The organism is Nisaea nitritireducens (assembly GCF_014904795.1).
GTDB classification, from domain to species: Bacteria; Pseudomonadota; Alphaproteobacteria; order Thalassobaculales; family Thalassobaculaceae; genus Nisaea; species Nisaea nitritireducens.
The window spans coordinates 1-17,003 of record NZ_JACZFS010000060.1 but is presented as its reverse complement, the minus strand read 5'-3'; the positions used below and the strand labels follow the sequence as shown (position 1 = coordinate 17,003).

The 17,003-nt window shown below is 60.1% G+C and carries 30 protein-coding genes; 1 reads left to right on the top strand and 29 read right to left on the bottom strand.

Features of this window, described 5'->3' with window-relative positions; translation table 11 throughout:
- Nucleotides 1-3: 3 nt before the first annotated feature.
- Nucleotides 4-1,410, bottom strand: coding sequence for a Do family serine endopeptidase (locus tag IG629_RS19110; protein WP_226886938.1), 1,407 nt, complete (start codon nt 1,408-1,410; stop codon nt 4-6).
- Between the two features lie 190 nt (nt 1,411-1,600).
- Between IG629_RS19110 and IG629_RS19105 the strand changes: the two genes are divergently transcribed.
- A complete protein-coding gene (locus IG629_RS19105) occupies nt 1,601-2,722 on the top strand; it encodes a hypothetical protein (protein ID WP_193173511.1) in 1,122 nt (373 codons plus the stop codon).
- Between the two features lie 86 nt (nt 2,723-2,808).
- Here IG629_RS19105 and rplQ read toward each other — a convergent pair whose 3' ends face one another.
- The 28 genes from rplQ to IG629_RS18965 form a co-directional block, all read right to left on the bottom strand.
- Nucleotides 2,809-3,249: a 50S ribosomal protein L17 gene (gene rplQ / locus IG629_RS19100; protein ID WP_028466802.1), complete on the bottom strand. Its 441-nt coding sequence runs from the start codon at nt 3,247-3,249 to the stop codon at nt 2,809-2,811.
- Nucleotides 3,250-3,318: 69 nt separating this feature from the next.
- Nucleotides 3,319-4,335: a DNA-directed RNA polymerase subunit alpha gene (locus IG629_RS19095; protein ID WP_193173510.1), complete on the bottom strand. Its 1,017-nt coding sequence runs from the start codon at nt 4,333-4,335 to the stop codon at nt 3,319-3,321.
- Nucleotides 4,336-4,454: 119 nt separating this feature from the next.
- Nucleotides 4,455-4,850, bottom strand: a complete 396-nt coding sequence (gene rpsK, locus IG629_RS19090) for a 30S ribosomal protein S11 (protein WP_193173509.1) — start codon at nt 4,848-4,850, stop codon at nt 4,455-4,457.
- 36 nt (nt 4,851-4,886) lie between these two features.
- Nucleotides 4,887-5,255, bottom strand: coding sequence for a 30S ribosomal protein S13 (gene rpsM / locus IG629_RS19085; protein WP_193173508.1), 369 nt, complete (start codon nt 5,253-5,255; stop codon nt 4,887-4,889).
- Nucleotides 5,256-5,438: 183 nt separating this feature from the next.
- Complete coding sequence (locus tag IG629_RS19080) at nt 5,439-6,014, bottom strand: adenylate kinase (protein WP_193173507.1); 576 nt, start codon at nt 6,012-6,014, stop codon at nt 5,439-5,441.
- Nucleotides 6,011-7,354 (bottom strand): preprotein translocase subunit SecY, encoded by a 1,344-nt coding sequence (gene secY / locus IG629_RS19075; RefSeq protein ID WP_193173506.1) that lies wholly within the window; start codon nt 7,352-7,354, stop codon nt 6,011-6,013. Before secY ends, IG629_RS19080 begins: the two co-directional genes overlap by 4 nt.
- A 14-nt stretch (nt 7,355-7,368) precedes the next feature.
- Entirely contained in the window at nt 7,369-7,872 is a 504-nt protein-coding gene (gene rplO, locus IG629_RS19070) for a 50S ribosomal protein L15 (RefSeq protein WP_193173505.1), read from the bottom strand.
- A gap of 57 nt (nt 7,873-7,929) precedes the next feature.
- Entirely contained in the window at nt 7,930-8,139 is a 210-nt protein-coding gene (gene rpmD / locus IG629_RS19065; RefSeq protein WP_028466795.1) for a 50S ribosomal protein L30, read from the bottom strand.
- 15 nt (nt 8,140-8,154) lie between these two features.
- On the bottom strand, nt 8,155-8,709 hold the full coding sequence (gene rpsE / locus IG629_RS19060) for a 30S ribosomal protein S5 (protein ID WP_028466794.1): 555 nt from the start codon (nt 8,707-8,709) through the stop codon (nt 8,155-8,157).
- A 13-nt stretch (nt 8,710-8,722) separates the two neighbouring features.
- Nucleotides 8,723-9,085, bottom strand: a complete 363-nt coding sequence (gene rplR, locus IG629_RS19055; protein WP_193173504.1) for a 50S ribosomal protein L18 — start codon at nt 9,083-9,085, stop codon at nt 8,723-8,725.
- Nucleotides 9,086-9,096: 11 nt separating this feature from the next.
- Nucleotides 9,097-9,630, bottom strand: a complete 534-nt coding sequence (gene rplF / locus IG629_RS19050) for a 50S ribosomal protein L6 (RefSeq protein ID WP_193173503.1) — start codon at nt 9,628-9,630, stop codon at nt 9,097-9,099.
- Nucleotides 9,631-9,644: 14 nt separating this feature from the next.
- The gene (gene rpsH / locus IG629_RS19045; RefSeq protein WP_193173502.1) at nt 9,645-10,043 is read right to left on the bottom strand and encodes a 30S ribosomal protein S8; all 399 of its coding nucleotides are present in this window, start codon (nt 10,041-10,043) and stop codon (nt 9,645-9,647) included.
- 15 nt (nt 10,044-10,058) lie between these two features.
- Nucleotides 10,059-10,364, bottom strand: coding sequence for a 30S ribosomal protein S14 (rpsN, locus tag IG629_RS19040; RefSeq protein ID WP_193173501.1), 306 nt, complete (start codon nt 10,362-10,364; stop codon nt 10,059-10,061).
- An 18-nt stretch (nt 10,365-10,382) separates the two neighbouring features.
- A complete protein-coding gene (rplE, locus tag IG629_RS19035) occupies nt 10,383-10,922 on the bottom strand; it encodes a 50S ribosomal protein L5 (RefSeq protein ID WP_193173500.1) in 540 nt (179 codons plus the stop codon).
- A gap of 23 nt (nt 10,923-10,945) precedes the next feature.
- Nucleotides 10,946-11,269: a 50S ribosomal protein L24 gene (gene rplX / locus IG629_RS19030; protein ID WP_193173499.1), complete on the bottom strand. Its 324-nt coding sequence runs from the start codon at nt 11,267-11,269 to the stop codon at nt 10,946-10,948.
- A complete protein-coding gene (gene rplN, locus IG629_RS19025) occupies nt 11,269-11,637 on the bottom strand; it encodes a 50S ribosomal protein L14 (RefSeq protein ID WP_028466787.1) in 369 nt (122 codons plus the stop codon). Before rplN ends, rplX begins: the two co-directional genes overlap by 1 nt.
- An 18-nt stretch (nt 11,638-11,655) precedes the next feature.
- Nucleotides 11,656-11,904 carry a 30S ribosomal protein S17 gene (gene rpsQ / locus IG629_RS19020; protein ID WP_193173498.1) on the bottom strand — a complete coding sequence of 83 codons (249 nt, stop codon included), beginning with the start codon at nt 11,902-11,904 and terminating at the stop codon, nt 11,656-11,658.
- A gap of 26 nt (nt 11,905-11,930) precedes the next feature.
- Entirely contained in the window at nt 11,931-12,131 is a 201-nt protein-coding gene (gene rpmC, locus IG629_RS19015; RefSeq protein WP_193173497.1) for a 50S ribosomal protein L29, read from the bottom strand.
- Nucleotides 12,132-12,148: 17 nt separating this feature from the next.
- The gene (gene rplP / locus IG629_RS19010; RefSeq protein ID WP_193173496.1) at nt 12,149-12,562 is read right to left on the bottom strand and encodes a 50S ribosomal protein L16; all 414 of its coding nucleotides are present in this window, start codon (nt 12,560-12,562) and stop codon (nt 12,149-12,151) included.
- Nucleotides 12,563-12,590: 28 nt separating this feature from the next.
- Nucleotides 12,591-13,271, bottom strand: coding sequence for a 30S ribosomal protein S3 (rpsC, locus tag IG629_RS19005; protein WP_028466783.1), 681 nt, complete (start codon nt 13,269-13,271; stop codon nt 12,591-12,593).
- Nucleotides 13,271-13,651 (bottom strand): 50S ribosomal protein L22, encoded by a 381-nt coding sequence (gene rplV / locus IG629_RS19000; protein ID WP_193173495.1) that lies wholly within the window; start codon nt 13,649-13,651, stop codon nt 13,271-13,273. Before rplV ends, rpsC begins: the two co-directional genes overlap by 1 nt.
- A gap of 16 nt (nt 13,652-13,667) precedes the next feature.
- Complete coding sequence (rpsS, locus tag IG629_RS18995; RefSeq protein ID WP_028466781.1) at nt 13,668-13,943, bottom strand: 30S ribosomal protein S19; 276 nt, start codon at nt 13,941-13,943, stop codon at nt 13,668-13,670.
- 13 nt (nt 13,944-13,956) lie between these two features.
- Entirely contained in the window at nt 13,957-14,781 is an 825-nt protein-coding gene (gene rplB, locus IG629_RS18990; protein WP_193173494.1) for a 50S ribosomal protein L2, read from the bottom strand.
- Between the two features lie 3 nt (nt 14,782-14,784).
- Entirely contained in the window at nt 14,785-15,108 is a 324-nt protein-coding gene (locus tag IG629_RS18985) for a 50S ribosomal protein L23 (protein ID WP_226886937.1), read from the bottom strand.
- Nucleotides 15,109-15,110: 2 nt separating this feature from the next.
- Nucleotides 15,111-15,728 (bottom strand): 50S ribosomal protein L4, encoded by a 618-nt coding sequence (rplD, locus tag IG629_RS18980; RefSeq protein ID WP_193173492.1) that lies wholly within the window; start codon nt 15,726-15,728, stop codon nt 15,111-15,113.
- 5 nt (nt 15,729-15,733) lie between these two features.
- The gene (gene rplC, locus IG629_RS18975) at nt 15,734-16,510 is read right to left on the bottom strand and encodes a 50S ribosomal protein L3 (protein ID WP_193173491.1); all 777 of its coding nucleotides are present in this window, start codon (nt 16,508-16,510) and stop codon (nt 15,734-15,736) included.
- 19 nt (nt 16,511-16,529) lie between these two features.
- On the bottom strand, nt 16,530-16,838 hold the full coding sequence (rpsJ, locus tag IG629_RS18970; RefSeq protein WP_028466776.1) for a 30S ribosomal protein S10: 309 nt from the start codon (nt 16,836-16,838) through the stop codon (nt 16,530-16,532).
- 43 nt (nt 16,839-16,881) lie between these two features.
- The coding region (locus IG629_RS18965) for an EF-Tu C-terminal domain-related protein (RefSeq protein ID WP_449867061.1) at nt 16,882-17,003 on the bottom strand (122 nt) is incomplete at its 5' end.

Here is a 17,003-nt window from a genome sequence, read left to right as displayed (position 1 = left end):
CGGTCAGCCCTTGATTTCCGTGGTCAGCACCTGCCCCTCGCGACGGATCGAAATCCGCCAGGCATTCCTGGCCGACATCAGAGCCGGCTCCAGATCCGAGACCAGATCGATTTCATCGTCATTGATCTTCAGCACGACATCACCCGGGCGCAGACCGACCCTGGCCGCGGGCGACTGCCGCGCCACCTTCATGATCACGACTCCCCGCATCATATCGTCGAGCCCGTGTTCCAGGGCAAATGCCGGCGAAAGGTTCGCCACCCGCGCGCCCGCCATCGGATGCTGGCCATGCATGTCACGAAGGTCCGGTTCCGGCAGAGTGAGAGGCGCCCGCATCGGCACCTCGACAACCTCGTATACACCGCCGCGGAGAATCTCGATCCGCGCCGCGCCCCCGAGCGGGCGCGTTGCCACGCGGTATCTCAGTGCCTGCTCGTCGACGATCTCCCTGCCGCCGACTTTCAGGATCACATCGCCAACCCGGATCCCGGCTTTGGCAGCCGGGCCCTCAGGATAAACGTCCGTCACGGCAACGCCGATCGGTCGAGGCAAGCCAAACTGTTCCGCCAGGTCTGAAGTCATGGTCTGGCCGGAGACGCCGATCCAGGGGCGCACCACATTGCCCTTGTCCACCCCGTCCAGAATGGTCCGAACCATATTGGACGGCACGGCAAAGCCGATCCCGACAGACCCGCCGCCGCCTTTCTGGTTGCTGAAAATCGCCGTGTTCACGCCGACCAGGCGTCCGTCCATGGAAATCAGCGCGCCGCCGGAATTGCCAGGATTGATGGCCGCGTCGGTCTGGATGAAGAAACTGTAATCGGTGATGCCGAGCGCGGTCCGCGCCAATGCCGAGATGATCCCGCTCGTCACTGTCTGGCCGACCCCGAACGGATTACCGATGGCCAGCACCAGGTCGCCGACCTCCAGCTCGTCACTGTCGCGGACCTCGAGATGGGGCAGCTTTTCGCCATCCGTTTCAATCTTCAGCACGGCCAGATCGGTGCGCTCTTCCTGAATCAGGATTTTCGCATCGAACTCTCGGCGATCGGACAGCACGACGGTGATCTCATCCGCGCCCTTGATGACATGATAGTTGGTCACGACAAGCCCGTCCGCGCGCATGATAACGCCGGAGCCGAGCGACTGCGCCGTCCGCTTGCGGGCTTCGCCCGGAAACACATCGCCGAAGAAACGCCGGAAGAATGGATCGTCGAACAGCGGCGACGCCCGACGCTCGGTCACTTCCGCCCGAGCATAGATGTTCACGACGGCAGGCCCGACCTTCCTTACGAGAGGCGCGAAGGAATACTGGAGCTCCGCATTTGAGCCTGGAACCTGTTTTACGACTTGAGCCGCCGCCACACCCGGCCCTGCAATCGCCAGGAAAAGCCCCCCGAGACACGCCATCAATGCCGTGTAACGAAGCATCGAAGCGACTGGCGAGGAGAAAAAGCGAGAAGAATCAGGGCGGCGCATCGGTTGCTTTTCCGTTTGTTGTCACAAAATAAAGTCGAAGGTAGGCTATCCTATATGGGTTGCCGGTGCATGGGGCAAAAGGGACGCACCAGACAACACCGGACCGGGAATGGAGGGGTCAATGCCAGGCGCCCAGAACGCCGGGAAAGCCACGATTTCCAAAGCCGGAGAGCTCGCGGATGCTATCAGCTCTCTCGGCGACAGCGATGGCGAGATCGAACGCGCCCGCGCCTGTTACGATTCTCTATACGCTCTCGCCAGCACTCATGCCAATTCCGCCGACATCAGGGATCGCCTGATCTGTGGCGCCCTGAGGCTCGCGGCCTGTCATGCCAGGCGCAGCGAATTGAGTGCCATCCATGACGTGCGCACGCATCTGGAACGCTATGCCTTGGGCCATCCGGACGACCCCGGCATGCGGCGCGGGTATTGCGAATTGTCGGTGACGCTTTGCCTCGAATATGCGCGCCATGGCAAGACCGCAGAGGCTGACGAGACATTCGAGGAAATCCAGGCCATTGCCACCCGTCACCCGACGGATCGATTGCTGCGTTCCACCCTTGCCAAAGCCATTGCGAACAGGATCGCCACCCATTGCGACGCAGGCCGAACCCGCGAAGCGCAGCATCTGCACCGCACACTTTGCGCTCTGGCCGAAGTATCGAACAGCCAGCCGGACACAATGCTGCACAGGGCGAACGGCAGCTTCAATCTGGCGACCCATCTGGCCCAGTCCGGCGCATCGGAGAAAGCCATCGGCCTCTATTTCAATCTGGCTGTCTTCGTGGATGCGAGAAGTCATACTGCCGGGCTCAACGATGTGCTGGCCGATGCAGGCTTTGGCCTCATCACCGTGTTCGGCGACAATGAGAAGCTGGATGCGGCCGAGACGATCTATATGGATATGAGCCAGCGCGCGGCAGCATCCGAAACGATGCGCGAGAAGACAATGCTCGCGGCGTTTAACCTGATGACCGATTTCTGCCGGGACGGAAATATCGGAAAAGCGCGTCACGTCTATGACGACATCCTCGCCGCGTCGTCCGAAGAGCCCGCCAACGCCGAGATGGCCCAGCTGCACGCCAAGGCTTGCGCGAACCTGCTCCTGACCGCGGACGCACTCGATGAGGACGCTCATGCTGATCTTCTCTGCCAGGAACTGGCGGCACTGATCTCGGCATGGCCGGACGATCCGGAGATCTGGGATATCGCCGCCCGGATCAGCCCGCTCAACACGGCCTAGCCCAACCGGCCTGGCTGATACCGAAGCACAAAAAACAAAAGGCGGCCCGAAGGCCGCCTTTCATATTTCCGGAGCGAGAGGCGCGATCAGATCGCAGCCGGCATCGCACCTTCGAGTGCTTCTTCTTCTTCGACCTGTACCGGACCGGAATCCTGGCCGCGGGCATCTTCATCACGGTCGACCAGTTCGATCACGGCCATCGGGGCGCTGTCGCCGTAGCGAAAGCCAGCCTTGAGGACCCGGGTATAACCGCCCTGACGTTCCTTGTAGCGCTCTGCCAGGACGTCAAACAGCTTGCGGACCATGATCGGATCCTGCAGCGCCGACGTCGCCTGACGACGGGCATGGAGGTCCTGGCGCTTGCCGAGGGTGATCAGCTTCTCAACGACACTGCGCAGGTCTTTCGCCTTCGGCAGGGTGGTGATGATCTGCTCATGCTTGATCAGCGCATTGGCCATGTTCTTGAACATGGCTTTGCGGTGGCTGGACGACCGGTTGAAACGGCGGCCCTTAAAACGATGTCGCATCGCGAAAACTCCAGTTTCGTATTCGTCAGCGCCTCACGGCACAAACAGTATTCAATTGCGCTCAGCCGATCAGAACGGCTCTTCGAGCCGCTTGGCGAGCTCTTCGATATTGTCCGGCGGCCAGTTCTGGATATCCATGCCCAGCGCCAAGCCCATCTGACCAAGCACTTCCTTGATCTCGTTGAGGCTCTTACGGCCGAAGTTCGGCGTGCGGAGCATTTCCGGCTCGGTCTTCTGAACGAGATCGCCGATATAGACGATGTTGTCGTTCTTCAGGCAGTTCGCCGAACGGACGGAAAGTTCCAGCTCGTCGACCTTGCGAAGCAGGTTCTTGTTGAACGGCAGCTCGGCCTTTTCTTCGGTCTCGACGACCTGCTGCGGCTCTTCGAAGTTGATGAAGAGCTGAAGCTGATCCTGAAGAATGCGCGAGGCGTATGCCACAGCGTCTTCCGGAGTCAGAGAGCCGTCGGTTTCGACCAGCATGGACAGCTTGTCATAGTCGGTGACCTGACCAACGCGGGTGTTATCCACCTTGTACGTCACCTGGCGCACCGGGCTGAAGATCGCATCGACCGGGATCAGACCGATCGGAGCGTCTTCCGGACGGTTGGCACTGGCCGGGACGTAGCCCTTGCCGGTCTCAACCGTGAATTCCATGGACAGGCTGGCACCGTTATCGAGGGTGCAGATCACCAGATCGGGGTTCATCACCTCGATGTCGGATCCGGCTTCGATCATGCCGGCCTTCACCTCGCCCGGACCCTCAGCCTTCAAGCGCATCTTGCGCGGGCCTTCACTATGAGCCCTGAGCGCGATCGCCTTGATGTTGAGGACCATGTCGGTCACGTCCTCACGGACGCCGGCGACAGAGGAGAATTCGTGCAGCACGCCGTCGATCTGAACCGCAGTCACCGCCGCGCCCTGAAGGGACGACAGCAGAATACGGCGCAGCGCGTTGCCGAGGGTCAGACCGAATCCACGTTCCAGCGGCTCGGCTACGATCGTCGCCTTGCGGGCGGGATCGGAACCCGGTTGCACATCGAGCTTATTCGGCTTGATAAGAGCCTGCCAGTTCTTCTGAATCACGGGAGTGACCTCATCGCTAACGAGACCCGCAGGCCTCTAACTTATGCTTTCGGCCCCAAAACCGGTCGTTTCGGGACCACGGGCTGTACCGGTCGGGCGGCCGAAGCCGCCCTAACAGCTTAAACCCGGCGCCGCTTCGGCGGACGGCAACCGTTGTGCGGGATCGGCGTGACATCGCGAATGGAAGTCACAGCGAAACCGACAGCCTGCAGTGCGCGCAGAGCGGATTCACGTCCCGAACCCGGGCCGCTGATTTCAATCTCGAGGGTCTTCATGCCATGCTCGGCAGCTTTCTTGCCGGCATCCTCGGCCGCGACCTGAGCCGCGTACGGGGTGGACTTACGGGAGCCCTTGAAGCCCATCGCGCCGGCGGAAGACCAGGAAATCGCATTGCCCTGGGCGTCGGTGATGGTGATCATGGTGTTGTTGAAGGATGCGCTCACATGCGCGACGCCGGAAGTGATGTTCTTCCGTTCGCGGCGCTTTACGCGTCCCTGGGTCGGTTGTTTAGCCATTAATTTGCCGCTCCGGCTTGTCGGGTCAGACCCGAATTACTTCTTCTTACCCGCGATAGCCTTCGCCGGGCCCTTACGGGTCCGTGCGTTGGTATGGGTCCGCTGTCCGCGCACCGGCAGGCCTTTACGATGACGCAGGCCACGGTAGCAGCCCAGGTCCATAAGACGTTTGATATCCATCGCGATTTTACGGCGCAGATCGCCTTCGACCACCTGATCGCGGTCGATGACTTCACGCAGCCGCGCGACTTCGTCTTCAGTCAGTTCATGCACACGGCGTTCCCGCGGAATACCAACGCTCTCGCAAATCTGCGTGGAGGTGGTCCGGCCGATACCATGTATGTAAGTCAAAGCAATCTCGACACGCTTTTGCGTCGGGATATTCACGCCTGCGATGCGCGCCACGGGCAAACTCCTCAGTACAACGCTTGTCAGCGTCCAACAAAAATACGGGTCATTTGACCCAGGCACCGAACTCGGAAAATCCGCACGAGCAAGTGCGCACGGTTTCACTGAAACCGAGGGCGCGGATTATACGCAACCGGATTGCCGAGTCAACCGGTTTACCCACACCTTCAAACAGCTCGATCAGGCCGCCACAATCGCGTCGATCTGACCACTCACTTCAGTAATGGACGCCATACCGTCCACACTCTTCAACGCACCGCGATCCGCATAATACGGAATGATCGGTGCCGTCTGTTCCTTGAACACCTGGAGGCGCGTTCGCAGCGTCTCTTCGGTATCGTCACTGCGCCGCTCGGCTTCCGGGGTCTCCGCGATGCGGGTCCGGATCCGGTCGAACAGAATGCTTTCATCGACTTTCAGCTCGATCACGTGATCGATCTTCAGTCCCTTTTCGGCCAGCATGACGTCAAGCGCTTCCGCCTGAGCCACCGTGCGCGGGAAACCATCAAGGATAAAACCGTTCTTGCAGTCATCCTGATCAACGCGCTCAGAAATCATCTGAACCATGATGTCGTCGGAAACGAGTCCGCCGGAATCGATAATGCTCTTCGCCTTGAGGCCGACGTCACTGCCGGAAGCGATTGCCGCCCGCAACATGTCGCCGGTAGAGAGCTGGATGATCTTGAATTTTTCTTCCAGACGTTTCGCCTGGGTGCCCTTTCCAGCGCCCGGAGGGCCGAGCAGTATCAAATTCATCGACGTTTCCCCCTCAGTTTCGATTTTTTAATCAGGCCTTCGTACTGATGCGCCAGCAAATGCGACTGAATTTGCCCCACGGTGTCCATTGTCACCGTCACCACAATCAGCAGGCTCGTTCCCCCGAAGTAGAATGGCACTTGATACTGGCTGATCAGGATCTCCGGCAGGATACAGATCGCCGCGAGATAGGCGGCGCCCACCACCGTGAGCCTGGTCAGGACATAATCAAGGTAGTCGGCTGTATTCTTGCCCGGACGGATACCCGGTACGAAGCCGCCATACTTACGCAGATTGTCTGCCGTATCTGCCGGATTGAACACGATCGCCGTGTAGAAGAAGGCGAAGAACACAATCAGGCTGACGAAGATCGCCAGATACAGCGGCTGACCGCGCCCGACCATCGCCGTAAAGGTGCTCAGCCACTCAGGGCCGCCGCCGCTTGCAGCACTCATCTGCGCTACCGTCACCGGCATCAGCAGCAGGGAGCTGGCGAAGATCGGCGGGATCACACCCGCGACGTTGATCTTCAGCGGCAGGTGCGAGCTTTCACCGCCAAACATACGGTTACCCTGCTGGCGCTTCGGATACTGCACCGTGATACGGCGCTGCGAGCGCTCGATAAACACGATGCCGGCGATAACCGCGACCGCCATGATCATGATCAGCACGATCACGGCAGCCGAAAGCGCGCCTGTCCGGCCAAGCTCAAGCATCCCGACCAATGCTGTCGGCAACTGCGCGACGATACCGGCGAAGATAATCAGCGAGATGCCGTTACCGACACCACGGGCAGTAATCTGCTCGCCGAGCCACATCAGGAAGACTGTACCGCCAACGAGCGTGATCACAGCTGTCGCCCGGAAGAAGTATCCCGGATTTCCGACCGCCGTACCGTCCGCCATGGATTCAAGACCGGAGGCGATACCATAGGCCTGGACCGCCGCCAGCAGCACCGTCAGGTAACGGGTATACTGGTTGATCTTCTTGCGCCCGGCCTCGCCTTCCTTTTTCAGGGTCTCGAGGCTGGGGGAAACCGCGGTCATCAACTGCATGATGATGGCCGCGGAGATGTAAGGCATGATGTTCAGCGCAAAGATCGTCATCCGCCCGAGCGCACCGCCCGCGAACATGTCGAACATGCCCAGGATGCCACCCGAGTTCTGCTGGAAGATCTGCTCCAGCACCGCGGGATCGATACCCGGGATCGGGATATAGGTCCCGAGGCGGTAAATGATCAACGCACCCAGTGTGAACCAGATGCGCTTTTTGAGTTCCGCCGCTTTCGCGAAGGCCCCAAAGTTGATCGATGACGCGTATTGCTCGGCGCTGGAAGCCATTTCGCTGAACCCAATCAGTCGGTGGAGGAGTCGCCCGCCTCTTCAGCCGGCTTCGCGGCCGGAGCCGTGACCGTCACGGAGCCGCCGGCTTTTTCGACAGCTGCAATAGCAGTAGCCGACGCACCGGAAACTTCCACCTTTACCTTGGCCTTCAGCTCGCCCGTTGCAAGCAGACGCACACCGTCGCGCACCCGACCGACGAGACCGGCCGCCTGCAGGGCAGCGATATCGATCACTTTCTTGCCGTCGAGCTTGCCCGCATCGATTGCCGCCTGGATCGAACCGATATTGACCGGTGCGAATTCCTTGCGGAACGGGTTTTTGAAGCCGCGCTTCGGCAGACGCCGGTGGATCGGCATCTGGCCGCCTTCGAAGCCATTAATGGCAACGCCGGAGCGAGAGGTCTGGCCCTTCTGACCCTTACCGGCAGTCTTGCCGAGGCCGGAACCGGCGCCACGACCGACCCGTTTGGCGGGCTTGTGCGCGCCCGGATTGTCGCGAAGTTCGTTGAGTTTCATCGTTCTTGCCCTCGTTCCGGCTTCAACCGGATCGCCTAGATGTTCTGCCCGACTGCCTTAGGACGCGTCTTCGACGCGCACCAGATGGGCAACCTTGCCGATCATGCCGCGGACTGCCGGGGTATCTTCCAGCGTACGCGTGCGGTGCATTTTGTTCAGGCCCAGGCCGACGAGAGTCTGCTCCTGGTCCTTGGTGCGGCCGATCGGGCTGCCGGTCTGAGTGACCGTAACAGTCGTCTTGGCCGCTTTCTTCTTTGTTGCCGCCATGGCTCTTCTCCGTCCTTAGGCCTGAGCCGCTTCGGCTTCGCCAGGAGCCCGGCCGAAGATCTCAGCGACCTTCTTGCCACGCTTGGCTGCAACCGCGCGCGGAGACCTGACGTTCTTCAGCGCTTCAAAAGTGGCCTTGATCATGTTGTGCGGGTTGGAAGTCCCGGTGGATTTCGCCACCACGTCCTGCATCCCGAGGGCCTCGAAGATGGCGCGCATCGGGCCACCTGCGATGATACCCGTACCGGCCGGAGCCGAGCGCAGGATCACGCGGCCAGCACCGAAGCGCCCGCCGATATCGTGGTGCAGCGTACGGCCTTCGCGCAGCGGAACGCGGACCATGCCACGCTTCGCCTGCTCGGTCGCCTTCCGGATCGCTTCCGGCACTTCACGGGCCTTGCCCGCACCGTAACCGACGCGACCGCGACCGTCACCGACGATCACGATGGCGGCGAAGCCAAACCGGCGGCCACCCTTCACAACCTTCGCGACGCGGTTGATACCGACCAGCTTTTCAACCAGTTCCGGATCTTCGCGTTGGTCGCGATCTCTTCTTTCGCCTCGTGCCATGTTCCGGCCCTTTCTAGAACTTCAGTCCGGCTTCACGGGCAGCGTCGGCAAGAGCCTTGACGCGTCCATGATACCGGTAGCCGCCACGGTCGAACACGACGTCGGTAACGCCCTTGCCCACCGCACGCTCGCCGATCAGCTTGCCGATCTCCGCAGCCGCGGACTTGTCCGCACCTGTCTTGAGCTGCTCGCGCATTGCCTTCTCGAGAGAAGATGCGCTCACCAGGGTCTCGCCCTTCAGATCGTCGATGACCTGAGCATAGATGTTCTTGGAAGACCGGAACACGGAGAGCCGGGCCTTGCCATTTGTCTTGGCGCGCAGCGCGGCACGGGTCCGCTGGCGGCGACGCTGGAAAAGTTGTTTTGATGTCAGCATGCCACGAATCCTTACTTCTTCTTGCCTTCCTTGCGGAGGACGGTCTCGGTCTCGTACTTAACACCCTTGCCCTTGAAAGGCTCCGGCGGACGATACCCGCGGATCTCAGCCGCGATCTGACCAACCTTCTGCTTGTCGGCACCATGGATCGAAATAGCCGTCGGGCGCTCACACTTCATGGTGATGCCTTCAGGGATCGGATAGTTCACCGGGTGGCTGAAACCGAGGGCCAGAACGAGGTTCTTGCCTTCGACCGCCGCACGATAACCGACGCCGTTGATTTCGAGATTGATCGTGAAACCGTCCGATACGCCGGTGACGGCATTCTGGACGCGGGCACGCATGGTGCCCCACATCGCACGGGAACGCTTGGAGGCGTTCTTCGGCTTCACGGTGACCAGGTTGTCCTCGATAGCGATATCAACATCATCGCTGAGCGGAACAGATAGCTGGCCGAGTTTGCCCTTCGCGGAGAAGACGTCAGCGCCGATTTCAGCGGTAACGCCGCTCGGAAGAGCGACCGGATGTTTTCCAATACGTGACATTCGCCCGGCTCCGATCAGAATACCTTGCAGAGGACTTCGCCGCCAACATTGGCAACGCGGGCCTCATTGTCGGAAAGAATCCCGCGCGGCGTCGACAAGATCTGGATACCCAGACCGTTGTAACACCTCGGCAGGTCCTTGATCTTTGAGTACACCCGGCGGCCCGGACGGGAAACGCGATGGATCTCGCGAATGACCGGCTCGCCGTCATGGTACTTCAGTTCGATCTGCAGCTCGCCAATGCCCTTGCGTACTTCGGCGCTGGAATAACCGCGAATGAAACCTTCGCGCTTCAGCACTTCGAGCACATTGCTCCGCATTTTCGATGCCGGGCTGACCACAACGCTTTTACCAGCAGTTTGGCCATTCCGGATTCGGGTCAGCATGTCCCCGAGAGGATCACTCATCGTCATTGTAAGACTCCTCTCTTACCAGCTCGACTTAACCATGCCCGGGATCTGGCCAATCGAGCCAAGATCACGCAGGGCAATACGGGACATCTTCAGCTTGCGATAGTAACCGCGCGGGCGGCCACTGACCTCGCACCGGTTGCGAAGACGGATCTTCGCACCATCGCGCGGCAGCTCGTTCAGCTTCAGACGGGCTTTAAACCGATCTTCCATCGGGAGATCCTTGTCGCCGGCAATCGCCTTCAGGCGCGCCCGCTTCTCGGCATCCCGCTGGACAATCTTCCCGCGGCTCTTGTTCTTTTCAATCGCGCTTTTCTTCGCCATGACTCTTCTCCAGCCCGATCAGTTCACGAACGGGAAGTTAAAGCGACGCAGCAGTTCGCGCGCCTCATCATCGGTATCGGCCGTCGTCACCACGACGATTTCCATGCCCCGGATGTGGTCGACCTGGTCGTAGTCGATTTCCGGAAACACGATCTGCTCTTTCAGGCCCATCGAATAGTTGCCGCGTCCGTCAAAGCTTTTCGGGCTGAGACCACGGAAGTCACGCACGCGCGGCAGGGCGATGTTCACCAGACGATCCAGGAACTCGTACATCCGTTCGCGGCGGAGGGTGACTTTACAGCCGATCGGCATGCCCTCGCGGAGCTTGAAGCCGGCAATCGACTTCTTCGCGCGGGTCACAATCGGACGCTGACCGGTGATGATGGCAAGCTCTTCCGCAGCGGCTTTAACCCGCTTGGAATCCTGCACCGCCTCACCGACGCCGATATTGACGACGACTTTCTCGATCGACGGGCACATCATCGGGTTCGCATATTTGAACTCCGACAGCATTCCCGGCTTGATCTCGGCTTCATAAACTTCTTTTAATCGCGACATGTCTGGCCTCGTTTCGAGCGCGCTTAAGCGTCGAGCACTTCGCCGGACCGTTTCGCGAAGCGGACCTTGCGGCCATCCTCGAGAGTACGGATCCCGACGCGCGTCGGCTCGTTGGATTTCGGGTCGATATGCGCCACGTTCGAAACATGAACGGGTGCTTCTTTCTCAATAATACCGCCGGCTGAGGTCTGGGTCGCACGCGTGTGGCGCTTGACCATATTCACACCCTGAACCAGGACACGGTTTTCATCCGTGATGACGCGCAGAATTTCGCCCGTCTTTCCCTTGTCCCTGCCGGTGGTGACGACAACTTTGTCGCCCTTCTTCACCTTGAACTTAGTTGCCATCACAGCACCTCCGGTGCGAGCGAGACGATCTTCATGAACTTCTTAGCGCGAAGTTCACGGGTCACCGGACCAAAAATACGGGTCCCGATCGGCTCGTTCTGCTTGTTGATGAGCACCGCGGCGTTGTTGTCGAACCGGATCGAGGAACCGTCATTCCGACGGATTTCCTTTGCGGTCCGGACGATAACGGCCCGAAGCACTTCACCCTTTTTAACGCGGCCCCGCGGAATTGCTTCCTTAACGGAGACCACAATCACGTCACCGACGGCAGCGACTTTGCGCTTGGAACCGCCGAGAACCTTGATGCACTGAACACGGCGCGCGCCGGAATTGTCAGCGACATCAAGGTTTGACTGCATCTGAATCATGTCGTCGTCCCCTGCCGCTTAGGCGTTGCTGCCAGCATCATCGACGACAACGGTCCAGTTCTTGCGCTTCGAAATCGGAGCACATTCCTGGATCCGCACAATGTCGCCGACCTTGTACTGGTTCTGTTCGTCATGCGCAGCGAATTTCTTCGAGCGTTTGATGAACTTCTTATAGATCGGATGCATGACGCGGCGTTCAACACGGACGACGATAGATTTCTCGCCCTTGTCGCTTACCACGGTGCCCTGCAAAATTCGCCTCGGCATTTCTCGTCTCCTAAATCCAGCGCTGCTTAGGCGCTGGCCTGCCCGTGCAGGATCGTCTTGATGCGCGCGATCTCACGGCGCACCTGCCGCATCCGCGCAGTGTTCTCCAGCTGACCGTTGGCGCGCTGAAAACGAAGGTTGAAAGCCTCCTTCTTCAGGTCCACCAGGCTGGTTTTCAGCTCATCGCCCGTCTTGGCGCGAAGATCTGTTGCTGCCTTGTTTGCCATCATTCTCTCCCGCGGCCTTATTCGCCGAGCCGGGCAACGAAGCGCGTATCAAGCGGAAGCTTGGCGGCGGCAAGCGTAAACGCTTCCTCAGCCAGGTCCCGCGGAACGCCTTCGAGCTCGAACATGATCCGACCGGGCTTAACACGGGCGACCCAAAACTCCGGGGTACCCTTACCCTTACCCATACGTACTTCCGCCGGCTTCGACGACACCGGAACATCCGGGAAAATCCGGATCCACACCCGGCCGGAACGGCGGATGTGACGGGTGATGGCACGACGGGCTGCTTCGATCTGACGGGCGGTGACGCGCGCGGGCGCCAGTGCCTTCAGACCGTAAGAGCCGAAATTAAGCGTCGTACCGCCTTTTGCGTTTCCGTGAATCCGGCCTTTGTGGGCCTTACGGAATTTTGTGCGCTTCGGACTAAGCATCTATCTAACCTCTATCCTATCCGCCTGCTCAGCGCTGATGGCCGGGCTGGTCGGTCAGCCGCTTTTCATGGGCGAGCGGATCGTGTTCCAGGATCTCGCCCTTGAAGACCCAAACCTTGACGCCGCAGGCGCCGTAGGTGGTCTGAGCGGTGGACTCGCCATAATCGATATCCGCACGCAGCGTGTGCAGCGGAACGCGGCCTTCGCGGTACCATTCGGTCCGGGCGATTTCCGCGCCGCCGAGACGACCCGCACAGTTGATCCGGATGCCCTGGGCACCAAGACGCATGGCGGACTGAACGGCACGCTTCATGGCGCGGCGGAATGCAACCCGGCGCTCCAGCTGCTGCGCGATGTTGTCGGCGACCAGCTTGGCATCGATTTCCGGCTTGCGGATCTCGAGGATATTCAGGCTGACCTCGGTGCCGACCATCTTGGAGAGATCCTGACGGAGCTTCTCGATGTCCTGGCCCTTCTTGCCGATAACCACACCCGGACGCGCCGTGTAGATGGCAACCCGGCAGCGCTTCGCCGGCCGCTCAATGACAATCCGGGAAATGCCGGCCTGCGCCAGACGCTTATGCAGATAGCGCCGCATACGGATGTCTTCATGCAGAAGATCGCCATAATCCTTGGCAGCGAACCAGCGTGAATCCCACGTCCGGTTGATGCCGAGGCGAAGCCCGATCGGATTAACTTTATGACCCATTATTCGGTCTCCCCGCGCTCACGCACGACAACGGTCAGGTGCGAAAACGGCTTCATGATTTTGCCGACACGCCCCCGCGCCCGCGGACGGAAGCGCTTCATGACGATGCTCTTGCCAACCGAGGCTTCCTTGATGAAAAGCCGGTCAACATCGAGCTGATGATTATTCTCAGCATTCGCGATCGCGGACTGCAGAAGCTTCTTCACATCGTCCGAGATGCGACGGCGGGAGAAGGTCAGGGCCGCAAGGGCCTTTTCCACATCCATGCCGCGGATCATCTGTGCGACGACATTAAGCTTCTGCGGGCTCACCCGCACATTGCGGAGCACCGCTTTCGCCTCGGTATCGTCCAGTCGGCGTTCGACCGCACTCTTGCCCATGGTCTCTGCTCCAGTCCTAGCGCCGCGACTTCTTATCGGCCGTATGGCCGTAATAAGTCCGGGTCGGCGCGAATTCGCCGAGTTTGTGTCCGACCATGTTCTCGGTCACGAGGACCGGAATGAACTTTTGGCCATTATGAACCCCAAAGGTCAGTCCGACGAACTGCGGCAGAACCGTCGACCGGCGCGACCAGGTCTTGATGACCTCGTTACGGCCGGACGCGCGCGACGCATCAGACTTCTTCAGGAGATACCCGTCTACAAACGGGCCTTTCCAAACAGAACGTGACAACGTCTATCTCCTCTTACTTCCGGCGCCGACGCACAATAAGGCGATCGGTTTTCTTGTTGCTGCGCGTACGCTTACCTTTGGTCGGCTTACCCCACGGTGTCACCGGATGGCGACCACCAGAGGTCCGGCCTTCACCACCACCATGCGGGTGGTCGACCGGGTTCATAACGACACCGCGAACGTGCGGGCGTTTGCCGAGCCAGCGGGAGCGTCCCGCCTTGCCAAGCTTGACGTTCTGCTGGTCCGGATTGGATACCGCACCGACAGTTGCCATACATTCGCCGCGGACCATCCGCACTTCACCCGAGGTGAGGCGCAGCAGGGCGTAACCCTGGTCACGACCGACGATCTGGACATAAGCACCGGCGGAACGGGCAATCTGCCCACCCTTACCTGCCTTGAACTCCACATTATGGACGATCGTGCCCACCGGGATGCTCTTCAGCGGCATAGCATTACCCGGCTTGATATCCGCGCGCTCACCGGAGATGACCTTGTCACCAGCCTTGAGACGCTGCGGCGCCAGAATGTAGGCCTGCTCACCGTCGTCATATTTGATCAGCGCAATGAACGCGGTCCGGTTCGGATCGTATTCGAGCCGCTCGACCGTCGCCGCCACGTCAAATTTGCGGCGCTTGAAGTCGATGATGCGGTATTTACGCTTATGTCCGCCGCCACGCCAGAACGACGTGGTACGGCCCGTGTTATTCCGTCCGCCAGACTTGGTCAGACCGCGGGTCAGTGCTTTGACCGGCTTGCCTTTCCAGAGTTCCGAGCGGTCGACGATCACCAGTGAACGCTGGGACGGCGTCGTCGGATTGAATGTCTTCAACGCCATGGATCAGACCCCCTGCGTAACATCGATGTCCTGACCGTCCTCGAAAGTGACGATCGCTTTCTTGTAGTCCGACCGCTTGCCGAGCTTGCCACGGAAGCGCTTCACCTTGCCTTTGGTCAGCACGGTGTTGACGGCCTTCACCTTGCGGTCGAACAGCCTTTCGACGGCTACCTTGATTTCCGGCTTGGTCGCGTCGAGGGTGACTTCGAAAGTCACCTGGCCGAACTGCGAGCCGAGGCTGGATTTCTCGGTGACGATCGGGCGGACGATGATGTCGTACGCGCGCTCGTCGCTCAGCCGGACTTGGCTGGTATTGTAAGGACGCATGCTCATTTCAGGCGAGCCTCCAGGCTTTCCACTGCCGCCTTGGTCAGAACCAAGGTGTCCCGGCGGAGGATGTCATAGACGTTCGCGCCTTGCTCCGGCAGCACATCCACATTCGGGATGTTGCGCGCGGCCCGGGCAAAGCCCTCATCAAGCGCGGTGCCACCGATGAACAGGACCGATTTCCAACCGAGAGCGGAAAGCTTCTTGGCCAGTTCCTTGGTCTTGGTCTCGCCGGCTGCATCGTCGATCACGATCAGCTTGCCTTCGGCCTGCTTGGCCGACAGCGCCGAGCGCATGCCGAGCTTGCGAACCTTCTTCGGCAGAGCAAACCCGTGGTCACGAGAGATCGGACCATGGGAGATACCGCCACCGCGGTACTGGGTAGCCCGCAGCGAGCCCGCACGGGCCCGGCCGGTACCTTTTTGCTTGAACGGCTTCTTTGTCGTGCCGCTGACCTGGGAAATCGTCTTGGTCGCGTGGGTACCGGCACGGCGCTTGGCCAGCTGCCAGTTTACCACACGGGCAAGGATATCCCGGCGCGGCTCGACGGCGAACACGGAGTCCGCGACTTCAATGTCGCCAGACTTCTTGTTGTCGAGTGTCGTAACAGGAAGCTTCATGACCCTCAGTCCTTGTTCTCGGCGTTGTCGTCAGCCGAGGTCTCGGCTTCGGTCGGAGCGTCAGCAGCGGCTTCGACAACTTCCGGCTCGGCAACCTCTTCCGCGATCGGCATGCGCACGGCTGCCGGGAACGGGAGATTTTCAGGCTGCTTCACCTTTACGGCATCGGAAATCAGAACCCAGCCGCCCTTGGCGCCCGGAACCGATCCCTTGACCAGGATCAGACCACGATCGACGTCGAGCTGAACCACTTCGAGGTTCTGCGTCGTCACCCGCTCGTCGCCCATGTGGCCGGCCATCTTCTTGCCCTTCCACACACGTCCCGGATCCTGGGAGTTACCCGTGGAACCGTGTGCGCGGTGGGAGATGGAGACACCGTGGCTGGCGCGCATGCCGCCGAAATTGTGCCGCTTCATGGCACCGGCGAAACCCTTACCGATCGAGGTGCCGACAACGTCGACCTTCTGACCGGCAACGAAATGATCCGCGGTGATTTCCGCGCCCACTTCGAGCAGAGCATCCGCGCTGACGCGGAATTCGGCGAGCTTGCGCTTCGGCTCGACTTTCGCTTTCGCGAAATGGCCACGCATCTGCTTGCTGACGCGCTTGACCTTGGCTGCGCCAACGCCGAGCTGAACGGCGCTGTAGCCGTCGTTCTCTTCGGTGCGGACACCTACCACCTGGCAGCTGTCCATCTTAAGGACCGTGACCGGAACGTGATCACCTGTATCGGTGAACACACGGGTCATGCCCATCTTCTGTGCGATTACTCCGGAACGCATGAATCCAAATCCTTCAGCGTTAGAGCTTGATTTCGACGTCAACACCGGACGCGAGATCAAGCTTCATCAGAGCGTCGACCGTCTGCGGGGTCGGGTCGACGATGTCCAGAACCCGCTTATGAGTGCGGATTTCGAATTGCTCACGGCTCTTCTTGTCGATGTGCGGACCGCGAAGAACGGTGAAGCGCTCGATACGGGTCGGCAGCGGGATCGGGCCCTTGACCTGCGCGCCGGTGCGCTTCGCCGTGTTCACGATTTCGCCAGTCGACTGATCGAGGATCCGATGATCGAATGCCTTGAGGCGAATTCTAATGTTTTGACTGTCCATATTCTTCTATCTCCGGCTCGGTGACCGAGCCCAATGTCCAGCTTTACTCGACGATTTTGGCAACGACGCCGGCGCCGACGGTCCGGCCACCTTCGCGGATAGCGAAGCGCAGGCCTTCATCCATGGCAATCGGCGCGATCAGGTTAACCGTCATCGCAATGTTAT